The 11,866-nt window shown below is 66.2% G+C and carries 7 protein-coding genes; 2 read left to right on the forward strand and 5 right to left on the reverse strand.

What is annotated here, in order from left to right; genetic code table 11:
• Positions 1 to 2: 2 nt before the first annotated feature.
• On the reverse strand, positions 3 to 1,094 hold the full coding sequence (locus tag CA260_RS00925; protein WP_111980600.1) for an ABC transporter ATP-binding protein: 1,092 nt from the start codon (positions 1,092 to 1,094) through the stop codon (positions 3 to 5).
• Positions 1,095 to 1,243: 149 nt separating this feature from the next.
• Here CA260_RS00925 and CA260_RS00930 point away from each other — a divergent pair, with 149 nt between their 5' ends.
• Entirely contained in the window at positions 1,244 to 2,596 is a 1,353-nt protein-coding gene (locus tag CA260_RS00930) for a GH1 family beta-glucosidase (protein ID WP_111980601.1), read from the forward strand.
• A 94-nt stretch (positions 2,597 to 2,690) separates the two neighbouring features.
• On the opposite strand, the gene thrC is transcribed toward CA260_RS00930, so the two are convergent.
• From thrC to CA260_RS00950, 4 genes are all read right to left on the reverse strand, one after another.
• Positions 2,691 to 4,022: a threonine synthase gene (gene thrC / locus CA260_RS00935; protein ID WP_111980602.1), complete on the reverse strand. Its 1,332-nt coding sequence runs from the start codon at positions 4,020 to 4,022 to the stop codon at positions 2,691 to 2,693.
• Entirely contained in the window at positions 4,019 to 4,993 is a 975-nt protein-coding gene (locus CA260_RS00940) for a homoserine kinase (protein WP_111980603.1), read from the reverse strand. The genes thrC and CA260_RS00940 overlap by 4 nt, the downstream gene beginning before the upstream one ends.
• Positions 4,993 to 6,141 (reverse strand): homoserine dehydrogenase, encoded by a 1,149-nt coding sequence (locus tag CA260_RS00945; RefSeq protein ID WP_425479669.1) that lies wholly within the window; start codon positions 6,139 to 6,141, stop codon positions 4,993 to 4,995. Before CA260_RS00945 ends, CA260_RS00940 begins: the two co-directional genes overlap by 1 nt.
• 512 nt (positions 6,142 to 6,653) lie before the next feature.
• Positions 6,654 to 8,642, reverse strand: a complete 1,989-nt coding sequence (locus tag CA260_RS00950; RefSeq protein ID WP_111980604.1) for a bifunctional 2',3'-cyclic-nucleotide 2'-phosphodiesterase/3'-nucleotidase — start codon at positions 8,640 to 8,642, stop codon at positions 6,654 to 6,656.
• Positions 8,643 to 8,827: 185 nt separating this feature from the next.
• Between CA260_RS00950 and CA260_RS00955 the strand changes: the two genes are divergently transcribed.
• Complete coding sequence (locus tag CA260_RS00955) at positions 8,828 to 10,552, forward strand: LTA synthase family protein (protein ID WP_111980605.1); 1,725 nt, start codon at positions 8,828 to 8,830, stop codon at positions 10,550 to 10,552.
• The last annotated feature ends 1,314 nt before the right edge of the window (positions 10,553 to 11,866 follow it).

The following is an 11,866-nucleotide window of genomic DNA, read 5'->3' on the forward strand; positions in this document are numbered from 1 at the left end:
TCTCAGACGATACGGGTGCCGCCACTCGGCTCGAACACATGCAGACGATCGTGAGCCAACGCGAAATGCATGACGGTGCCGGCCTCGGGCAGGGCGCCGGGCGCCACGCGCGACACCAGCGACTGGCTGCCGTGGCGCAGGTTGAGGAAGATCTCGTTGCCGACCGGCTCGGGTACTTCGAGCACGGCACTCAGGGCCGCGTGATCGGCGTCGGCGAGTCGCAGATCCTCGGGGCGCACGCCGAACACGATCTCGCGATCGATCCACGGCAACAGCTCGTGGCTCTGCGCCGGCAGTTCGCCCAGCGGCACCGTGCCATCCGGCGTCTCCAGCGACCAGCCGCTTCCGTGGCGCAACGTGCCACGCAGCAGGTTCATCGCAGGCGAGCCGAGGAAGCCGGCGACGAACAGATTCGCGGGTTTCTCGTACAGGCGCATCGGCGTGTCGATCTGCTGGATCTGGCCGCCGTTGAGCACCACGATGCGCTGGCCCAGCGTCATCGCTTCCACCTGGTCGTGCGTCACGTAGACCGTGGTGGTGCCGAGCTGCCGGTGCAGCCGTGCGATCTCCACGCGCATCGACAGACGCAGCTTCGCATCGAGATTGGACAGCGGCTCATCGAGCAGGAACACCTTGGGTTCGCGCACCAGCGCACGTCCGAGCGCCACGCGCTGGCGTTGTCCGCCGGAAAGCGCGGCAGGCAGCGCGTCGAGGCGATGCTCCAGTTCCAGCAGCTTCGCCGCATCGCGCACGCGCACATCGATCTCGGCCTTGGGCTTGCCGCGCAGGCGCAGGCCGAACGCCATGTTCTGCGCCACCGTCATGTGCGGATACAGCGCGTAGTTCTGGAACACCATGGCGATGTCGCGATCCTTCGGCGGCACCTCGTTGACCACGCGCCCGCCGACGCTCAGCGTGCCCGAGGAAATCGATTCCAGGCCGGCGATCATGCGCAGCAGCGTGGTCTTTCCGCAGCCGGAAGGCCCCACCAGCACCAGCAGTTCGCCGTCAGCGATCTCGAACGTCGCCTCGTCGACGCCGACATGTCCATTGGGATAGACCTTGCGCAACCGATCCAGAGTCACCGTTGCCATCGACGTTGCGTCACTCCCCTGTCCGGACCGCGGGCGGCCACTGCATGTATAGGCGAAAAGACCCGTGCACATTCGGGTCGCGCTCCGTTATTCTCGCCATGTAAACGTTTTCATCAAGCCGCACTGCGGCATAAGGAATTGCCTCCACCATGACGCACAGCTATCGCTTCCCGGCCGGTTTCCATTGGGGCGCCGCCACCTCGGCTTACCAGATCGAGGGGTCGCCCCTGGCCGACGGCGCGGGCCCGAGCATCTGGGAGCGTTTCGCGCATACGCCGGGCATGATGGCCAACGGTGACACCGGCGACATCGCATGCGACCACTATCGTCGCTACAAGGACGATGTGCAGCTGATGCGTGCGCTCGGCCTGCAGGGCTATCGTTTCAGTATTGCGTGGGCGCGCGTGTTGCCGGACGGCACCGGGCGCATCAACCAGAAGGGTTTGGACTTTTATTCGCGCCTGGTCGACGAGCTGCTGCAGAATGGCATCGAGCCGAACGTCACGCTGTTCCACTGGGATTTGCCCGCGGCGCTGGATGATCGCGGCGGCTGGTTGAATCGCGACATCGCCCACTGGTTCGCCGAGTACGCCAGCGTCGTGTACAAGGCGCTGGACGATCGCGTGAAGCGCTGGTCCACGCTCAACGAGCCGTGGGTGGTGACCGATGGCGGCTACCTGCATGGCGCGCTCGCGCCGGGTCATCGCAGCCTGTACGAAGCACCGATCGCCGCGCACAACCTGATGCGCGCCAGCGGCGCCGGCATCCAGGCGTATCGCGCCATCGGCAAGCACGAGATCGGCGTGGTGTTCAACATCGAGCCGAAGTATCCGGCGTCCGACAGCGCGGAAGACCTTGCCGCGACGCGTCGCGCGCAGGCGTACATGAATGAGCAGTTCGCCGATCCGGCGCTGCTGGGCAGCTATCCACCGGAGTTGAAGGAAGTGTTCGGCGCGGCCTGGCCGGATTTCCCCGAGGACGACTTCAAGCTCACGCGCCAGCCCGTCGATTTCGTGGGCATCAACTACTACACGCGCGCGGTGGTGAAGAACGATCCCAACCACTACCCGTTGCGCGCGGCGCCGGTGCGCCAGCCCAACAGGACCTATACAGAAACCGGCTGGGAAGTGTACGAGCAGGGTCTCACCGACACGCTCACCTGGTTCAAGCAGCGCTACGGCGACATCCCGCTGTACATCACCGAGAACGGCTCGGCCTTCTACGATCCGCCGGTGGCGGAAGGTGACGTGCTGGACGATCCGCTGCGCACCGGCTATCTGCGCAAGCATCTCAAGGCGATCCATCGCGCGATCGAGGCGGGCGTGAACCTCAAGGGGTACTACGCGTGGTCGCTGATGGACAACCTGGAGTGGTCGCTCGGCTTCTCAAAGCGCTTTGGCTTGTACCACGTGGATTTCGCGACGCAGAAGCGCACGCCCAAGGCCACGGCGAAGTTCTACGCCAAGGTCATCGAGACGAATGGGGCGGCGCTGGACGAGTGATCGGCGCTGCCTTTGTAGGAGCGCACCCAGTGCGCGATAAGCCTACGGAGCGGTGATGCCGTGATCGCGCACTGGGTGCGCTCCTACAAGAGCTTTAGCTCGGCACGGTCTGCTCCCGCTCCACCCGCCGCACCAGCCAATCCTTCAGCGCCGCATCGCTCGCCATCAGCGGTTCCGCGTGCGCCGGACGCCGCAACATCGCCGCGAGCGCCGGCGGCACCTCCACCGCTTGCCCGATCAATGGCTCGACCACGCTGTCGAACTTCGCCGGATGCGCCGTCGCCACCACGGCCCACGGCAGGCCGGTGGAACCCATGGTGTCGAGCAGGTGCACGGCGGTGGCGGTATGCGGGCAGAACAGCTCGTGGTGATCGCGTGCGTGCTGCACGATGGTCTCGCGAATGGCGTCGTCGTCCACGCTGCTGGCGTGAAGCTGCACGCGCAGCTCGTAATCGTGCGGGAAGGTCCAGCGCAGGCGTTCGAAGTTGCTCGGTGCACCCACGTCCATCGCGTTGGCCAACGTCGGTATCGCGGGTCGCGGCGTATAGGCATCGCCATCGAAATAATCGGGCAATGTCGCGTTTGCGTTGCATGCCAGATGGATCTCGCCCACTGGCAAGCCCATCTCGCGTACCCATACGCAAGCGAGCGCATTGCCGAGGTTGCCGGTCGGTACGATGAAATTGAGCGGCGAGCGCTGCCGTTGCCACCAGTCGAGCGAGGCGTGCGCGTAGTAGCTCATCTGCGGCAGCAAGCGGCCGAGGCTGATGCTGTTGGCGGAGGACATCGGCACGCGCGCCTGCAAATCTGCATCGGCGAGCGAGGCTTTCACCATGCGTTGGCAATCGTCGAAGCTGCCGGCGACGCGCAAGGCGTGGACGTTGTCGCCGAAGCAACCCAGCTGGTGTGCCTGCCTCGGCGAGACGCGACCGTCCGGGTAAAGGATCACGACGCGCACGCCAGGCTGCCGATGGAATGCGGCGGCCACGGCTGCGCCCGTATCGCCCGAGGTCGCGACGAGGATGGTCAGCGGCGCGTCGCCGTCGCGGCGCAGGCGACGGAAACAGGCGGCGAGGAAGCGTGCACCGATGTCCTTGAACGCAGCGCTGGGTCCGTGGAACAGCTCGAGCACCGAAGCGGCCTGCGCGTACGCGAGCGGACGCAGGGGCACCGGGAAATCGAAGGCTTCGCGGCAGATGGCCGGGAGCTCGGCAGCGAGCGCGGTACCGCGGAAGAACGGCGCGAGCAGCGTCACCGCCGTGTCCGCCAGCGAACCGTGCGGATCAAACGAGGCCACGTCCAGCGGCGGCAACACCTCGGGCACATACAGGCCGCCGTCTGGCGCCAGCCCCGCGGCGATGACTTCGTCGATGCGCGCGGCATGGCGCGCGCTGCGGGTACTGCGGTAATGCAGCGGCTCGCTCATGCCGTTTCCTCATCCAGCAGGGTCGCGGCTGGCCCGTTGATGGGTGATACCAGCCGGTCACTGGCGATGCCATCTTCGGCAAAGGCCGCAGCCATCGCTTCGGCAGCGCGTTCGGCATCCCCGCGATTCTCGTACCAGCCGAACATGCTGGGCCCACCGCCGGAAATGCTCGCGCCGAGTGCGTGGTGGTCGAGCGCTGCCTGCTTCACGCGGGAGAACCCCGGTACCAGCGGTGCGCGTCGCGGTTCCACCAGTACGTCCTTCAGGCCTTCGCGCACCAGGCTGGCGTCGCCGCGATGGCAACCGGTGAGCACGAGCGCCAAGTTTCCGTGCTGTGCGACGACGTCGCCCAAGGCAAAGCCGCTGGCGAGGACGGCGCGCGATTCGCGTGTTTCCAGCACCACGTGCGGATGCACCAGCGCGCAATACCAGGCATTGGGCACCGGCAGTCGCAGCAGGCGATCACGGGTGGCGAGCACCAGGCCGCCGAGCAACATGGGGCCAAGATTGTCGCCGTGCCGGCTACCGCTGGCGACGACCTCGCCGTCCAGGGCAAAGCCATACAGCGCTTCGCGTGGCAGTGGTCGCTCCAGCAGCGCGTTGGCGGCGACCAGGGCCGCGACGCACGAGGCCGCCGACCCGCCCATGCCCGAACCCAGCGCAATGCCCTTGTGCAGCTCCACCTCGAAACCGTGCTGCAGGCCGAGCGCGCGCCGCAGCGAGAGCAGCGCGGCACCCGCGGTGTTGCGGGCAGGGTCGAGCGGGAGATCGGTGACCAATCCATGCACGGCCGCGATACGGACGGTGGGTTCGTCGATGCGGCGCACGACCGCGCGGTCGCCGGCACCGGCCACGCTGTGACCGAGGATGTCGAAGCCGACGGCGACGTTGCCCACACTCGCGTAGGCCATGGCATGGGCGCTCAATGCACGTTGCGACGCGGGCATGGGATCAGCCAGTTGCGCATTCATCAGCGCACCTCCAGGGATTCGGCAATGCGCAGAAGATCGGCGAAAATGCCCGCCGCTGTCACCTCCGGACCGGCGCCGGGGCCCTGCACCAGCATCGGATTATCGCGGTAACGGTGTGTGGTGAACTGAACGATGTTGTCGGTCAGGCGTGAATGCGCGAACGGATGCGAGGCCGGCAGCATGGCCAGGCGCACGCTGGCGTGGCCCTTCGCGTCCAGGCTGGCCACGTGGCGCAGCACGCTGCCCTGGGTCTGCGCGGAGGCCACTTCGCGGGCCATCGCGCGATCGAGCAGGTGCAGGTTTTCCAACGCTTCCTCCGGGGACATGGCGGCCAGTTCCGGCGGCACCAGGCTTTGCACCTGCACGTCTTCCAGCGACAGCGCCCAGCCCGCCTCGCGGGCGAGGATCACCAGCTTGCGCGCCACGTCGAGTCCCGAGAGGTCATCGCGCGGGTCCGGTTCGGTATAGCCCAGCGCGTGCGCCTCGCGCACCAGCGCGGAGAAGGGACGACTGCCGTTGTGGCGATGGCACAGCCAGGCCAGCGTGCCCGAGAACATGCCTTCCACCGCGAGCAACTCGTCGCCGGTGTCGAGCAGGTCGCGCAGCGTCTGCACCACCGGCAACCCGGCGCACACCGTGGCCTCGTAGCGGAAGCGCGCGCCGCTGACGCAGGCGGCCCGGATCGCCTGCAGGCGCGGGAACGAACCACTGCCGGCCAGCTTGTTCGGCGTCACCACGTGGATGCCCTGCGCAAGCCACTCGGCATAACGCGAAGCCACCGCTTCGCTGGCGCTGCAGTCGATCAGCAGGGCGTGGCGGCCATCGTCGCCGCGGACATGGGCAGCGAACTCATCCAGGTTGCTGGGGCGCCAGGTCTGCGCCCCGCCGTAGCGTCCGTTGAGCTCCGGATCGTCGGCATCGAGCCACATGCGGCGGCTGGCGGCCACGCCGCACAGCTTGAGCTCCAGGCCTGCCCGCGCGAGGCGCGGCTGCGCAGTACGCAGCTGGTCGAGCAGGGCGCTGCCGACACGGCCGGGGCCGACCAGGCCCACGGCGAGCACGCGCTGGCGTGCGGTGACCATCGGCAGCGCTGCGGCATGCGGCGGAAGCGATGGCTGTTCGAGCGATGACGATACGGCAAGATTCACGGTGGCCTCCATTCGGGGCCCGTGCTCGCTGGCGGTATCGGAGTGGTGCAGTCCGGCCCGCCTCATCGAGGGCGGGGCCGTTTGCGTTAGGGAACTTACTCGCGCACGGATACCCACCCCGACCTGGTGGTAATAGTGGTCGTGGTGGTGGTCGTGACGATGGCGGTGACGCCGCTGCACAGCGGCATGCCGCCGGTGAAAACCGGGCGGAAGGACATGCAGGCTGGCGACATAAGCGGCGACATGGGCCCGACCTTAGGCCGATTGCTGCAATGCAGTCAACAGGTTCGTTTGAAACCTTTGGCGGATGGACGGCCAAATGGTGCGGAAACCTGCATCTGTAGGAGCGCACCCAGTGCGCGACCGCGGCGATGGGTTGTACCCCGGTTTGCGACTTTTACGAATGAAACCGGCTGCTTCACCGCCTTGCAGGCTTTTCGCGCACTGGGTGCGCTCCTACAAACATCGTGCAAAGAAAGGGGCGCGGCGGTCGTGCCACCGCGCCTGTAACGTCAATGCGACAGGTCGATGGCATAGGTGGCCGTGCCGTCACCGTTGTCCTTGAGCTGGCGGATATGCTTCAAACCCGCCTCGCGCGCGACGTCCTGCTTGCCGGCGGCGCCCTTGAACACCACCTCGCCGCGGGTCTTCAGAGGCGCGAAGTGCCACGAGGCAGCGGGCAGCGTCTTCGCGTCGATGGTCTGCTCACGCTGCAGCCACCTGGCGAGGATTTCGCGGGCGCCATCGGGCGCGGCCAGCACGATGTTCTTGCCGTCCAGGCCGGGGAAATTGCCGCCGCCGCTGGCGCGGTAGTTGTTGGTGGCGACGACGAACTGCTGCTGCGGCGACACCGCCTTGCCCTTGTAGGTGAGCCGGGTGATGCGCTCGCCTGCCGGCTTGGACACGTCGATCACATAGGCCAGATCGCCCTGGATCTGGTCGAAGTTGTAGCCGGGCATGCGCGTGTTGATCAGCTCCTGCTCGCCTTCCTTCGCCGGGTCGATCTGGTTGAAGCGCTCGGCCGACTTTTCCAGCCACGCCTTGAGGCCGGCGCCATCGACCTGCACGACCGAAAGCGTGTTGGGATAGAAGTAGAGGTCGGCTGCGCTGCGCAGGGTGAGCGGACCGGACTCGACATCGGTGTAGTCATCCGGACCGCCGAAGCCGGTGCGGAACGCGGCCGCGGACGACAGTACCGGCAGCTTGGCCAGTTCCGGATGCAGCTTCGGCAGTTCGCTCTGCACGTAGTCGCGCATCGCGGCGTTGATGGGTGCCAGCGCCGTCATGTTGCCTTCGTCGGCGAAGTAGCTGCTCATGTGCACCTTCGTGCTACCGATGGGCGTGTTCACGTACTGCACGGCCGCTTCGTGCGCCTGCTGCACCAAGGGCGCAATCGCTGGGTCGGCCGGCACGCATTCGTTCTTCTTCGGACAGATCGGGCGCACTTCGCTGTGCGTCTGGCTTGCATCGATCACCCAGCGGCCATCCTTGCGCTGCAGTGCGAGATCGATGACGCCCAGGTCCTTGCCGAAGAAGCCGCCCATCACGGCCGGCTTGCCGCGCACGAAGCCGCGGTCGGCGTCGACGTCCTTCATGCCCTTGTAGTGCGGGCCAGGGAACTCGGTGTGCGAGTGGCCCATCAGCACCACGTCGACGCCCGGAATGCCGGCGACGTACCAGCCGCCGTTTTCCATGTCCGGCGTGTACGGCGCGGTGTTGAGGCCGCCGTGCAGCACGGCGACGACGAGGTCGGGATGCTGCGCCTGCAGTTCCGGCAGGTACTTCTGGGTGGCCTCGACCACGCCAGTGACGGTCACCTTGCCGGCCAGGTTCTGTTTGTCCCATTCCAGGATCGGCGGCGGGGTGAGGCCGATGATGCCGACCTTCAACGGCACCTTGCGCTGGCTGCCGTCCGGCGCGGTGACGGTGATGTCCTTCTGCACCACCGTCCACGGCTTGAAGATCGGTGCGCCGTCGCGGGCGCTGAACACGTTGGAAAGCACCAACGGGAAATGCGGACCGACGCAGCGCTCGCTGCGGCCGCCGTCCACGTTCATCGGCGTGCCGGTGACCTGCGAAAGAAAGCCCAGGCCGTAGTTGAACTCGTGGTTGCCGGCGGTGCCGCCGTCGTAGCCCATGGCGTCCATGGCGCGGTAGATGCCCAGCTCCTCGTTGCAGCCCACCGGCTTCACCTGGGCCTGGTAGTCGGCCAGCACGCTGCCCTGGATGGTGTCGCCGCTGTCGAACAGGAAGCTGTTCGGGTGCCGCGCGCGGGCGCGGCGGATCAGGGTGGCGGTGCGCTCGTAGCCCACCGTGGCGTCTTCGCGCTGCTTGTAATAGTCGTAGCTCAGCACGTTGGAATGGACGTCGGTGGTCTCCAGGATCGCGACCTGGGCATGGCTGCCATCCGGCAGTCCAGCGGCCGGCTTGGGCGAGTGGCTGGCGCAGCCGGCCAGGGCAGCGGCGCAGAGCAAGGCGATGGGGCGCAAGCGGAGGGGCATGAGGGGACCTGTTCCTGTCGGGGACTGCGCAAGCTAGCAGATCGACCTCGCGTCCGTATGGCGAAACCGCCGCTGAACCGCTTTGCATCGCCATTTGGCCGTTGCCTGCCATTGTGCATGTGACGGTTTGGAGACCGTAGAATTGCGGCCGAATGACAGCCAGGCCAAACAGGGGGCCGCAACCTATGCCGCAATCATCGCTACGCTTCCTGCGAAGAAGTGGGCCCTGGCTGTTTGCTGCCTGCTTCTTCGTGTTCTGCATCAGCATGACGGCGCTGCGCGAACCGGCCCTGTTGCAGCAGGCCTTCGTGATCGCCCTGATGGTGTGCGCCTTCGGCGTCCTGCTGTTCGCCTTCGCGCGACCGGCCACGGCGCTGGTGGTGAGCGGCGGCCTTTTCCTCGCGCTCAATTTCCTCTCGGTGCTCAAGCTGCGCTACCTGGATTCGCCGCTGATGCCGGCGGACTTCATCTACTACGCCCGCAGCAGCCTGCTGGAGACCCTGGGTCACTATCCGCATCTGTGGATGCTGACGCTGGCCGTCGGCGTGCTGACGCCGCTCGCGTTGTGGGCCGTATGGCGTTTCGATCGCCGCATGCTTTCGCACATGACCCGGCGCCGCGCCTGGGCGACGCGCGTGGGTGGCGTGGCGCTGTGGGCGGTGGCGTTCTGGGTATGCCTGCTGCCGAACGGCCCGTTCGCCGAAGTGCATGCGAAGAATGTGTGGGAGAAGCTCTCCGACGACGCGCAGATCACGAACTTCTTCGTCAACTTCAGCGATTCGGACGTCCAGATGCCTGAGATGGCGGACGACGCCGTCGCCGAGCAGGACTGGAGCGCGACCGCATCGGGCTTTCCGGCCGCCACGCCGCGCACGCCGGAAAACTATCCGGACATCGTGCAGGTGCTGGAAGAAAGCACCTTCAATCCGTCCAACTTCACCCAGTGCAACATTCCCGAGTGCCGCGTGGGCCTGTTCAAGGCCGATGCGCGCACCCGCGCCACCGGCCCGCTGCGCGTGCACACCTTCGGCGGTGGCACCTGGGTAAGCGAGTTCGCCACGCTCACCGGCATGCCGCAGGACATCTTCGGGCCGGGTGGCATGTATGCGCCGTACGTGCTCGCGCCGCATGTGCAGGACAGCCTGCCGCGCCAGCTGCAGCGCCTGGGTTACCTCACGGTGGCGATCTACCCGACCAACGGCGCCTTCCTCAACGGCCGCAATGCGTACACGGCGTACGGCTTCGACCAGTTCTACGACGCCGGACAGCTCGGCCTGGAGGAGTGGGAAGAAACCGACACGCAGATGTTCACCGCGGCCAAGCGCGTCTACGACAAGGTGAAGAAGCCGGGGCAGCCGGTGTTCGTGATGATCCTCACGCTGGCCCAGCACGGCCCGCACGACACCGATCCGATTTCGTCATTGCCCGCACCGTTCAACAAGGGCTTACTGAAGGGCCTGCCGACGCGCGAATCGGTGAACTTCAACACCTACCTGTCGAACCTGCACAACTCCGACGTGGCGATGCGCGGGCTGGAGCATGACTTCCTCGATCGCGCCCAGCCGACGGTGATCGTGCATTTCGGCGACCACCAGCCGTCCTTCAGCGGCCTGATCCGCGAGATGCCGCGCACCTGGCCGGAAGGCCTCGCGCAGTACAAGGACTACCTCACGTACTACATGATCAAGAGCAACTTCCAGGGCGCCTCACTACCGCGCTATCCACTGCTCGACATCGCCATGCTGCCGAGCATGGTGCTGCAGGCGGCCGATCTGCCGACCGATCCCTATTTCTCGGCGGCGATCGCGTTGCGGACGAAGTGCAATGGTCTGTACACCGATTGTGCGCAGCCGGGGTTGGTGAAGTCGTATCACGCGTGGGTGTTTGATCGGTTGCATGTTTATCAGTGAGGGCGCGTGGCGCTGGTGAGTGGGAGGTTGTACTCGGCTGGCGTGGCGATGATTCATTCTCGTGTCCTCGCGCGCGTGACTTGCGCGCACCGCGATCGAACGCAGCACCGCTCTTCCTTCCTTGTGGGAGCGCACCCTGTGCGCGACAGTCTTTCGCGATGCGCTGCACGGTTTTCGTTGTTGCTAGAGAGCGTTTGGCCTTCGGTTGCTGTGCTGCCGCTAGGTTGCCGCTTACGACCGAAGGGAGTCCCTGTGGGACGCAGCGGGCGTTTCGATCGTCTGCCGACGACGCGAAGCTAGTCCCTGTGGGACGACGCGAAGCTAGTCCCGTGGGACGCTCGAGTCACTTTTCTTTTGCTGGCCCACGCACGCGCTCTTGGCGTGCGAACGGCGAAGCCGGCTCGCACGCGGGGAGGCGCCATGGATGGCGCCGGCTTTGAGGAGCGAGGAAGGGCGTAGGGCGGAACGCCCGGAGTCAAAGTCCCACGGGATTAGCTTCGCGTCAAAAGTAACCCAAAGAAAATGGCCTTTTAGAGCCAAGGCTCTTAGTACGTGGGATAGAAGCGTCGGAGGGCCGGGGACAGCCTTGGTCCGCTCGTTACTACCTCGAACGAAGCGGCTACACCGCAACGCGCCGTAGCGAAGAGGGCTTAAAGCAGCTTCGCTGGCCGGCGCGGGAATCTAGGAGTTGTCGCACCCAATCCCCTCTCCCCTCCGGGGAGAAAGCTGGGGTGAGGGGCAGGTGCTCGCGAACACCTTGCTTACCTCTGTAGGAGCGCACCCAGTGCGCGACCGCAGTGTTACGACGTACCTCGTCTTGCACCATCGCGACAATCGCGAATAGAGGCAACCATGCCAGTGCGCGGTCGCGCACTGGGTGCGCTCCTACAACGGGGCCGCAGGCTTCGCGAAGCGATGTGCCGCGAAGCGGCACGAGCCTTCGCTGAATCCCCTGTGTGGCGGTGAGGGGCGGACGATCAGGCCCCGTAGGGGTGCCCGACAGGGATGTCGGGCACTTTTCGTCCGGGCAGGAGCGCGGTCGAAAAGCCCGGCCGGCCCTCACGGACTGGCTGGGCGCAGCCCAGACAGCGTCACGCGGGGATGGCCTCTCTTTTGGTCACTTTTCTCTGGCCAGACAGAGAAAAGTGACCCGGCCTCCGGCAGGAGGGCGGAAGCCCGCCGCAGGCGAGCCCCGTCGCCATAACACGACAAACAAAAACCGAGGCTCTGGGGCCCGGCCTACGCCGGGGCGACGAACGTAAAGACCGAGGCGAAAGGCCATCGCGCACTGGGTGCGCTCCTACAGGTGCGGGG

Source organism: Dyella jiangningensis (assembly GCF_003264855.1).
Classification (GTDB): Bacteria; Pseudomonadota; Gammaproteobacteria; order Xanthomonadales; family Rhodanobacteraceae; genus Dyella; species Dyella jiangningensis_C.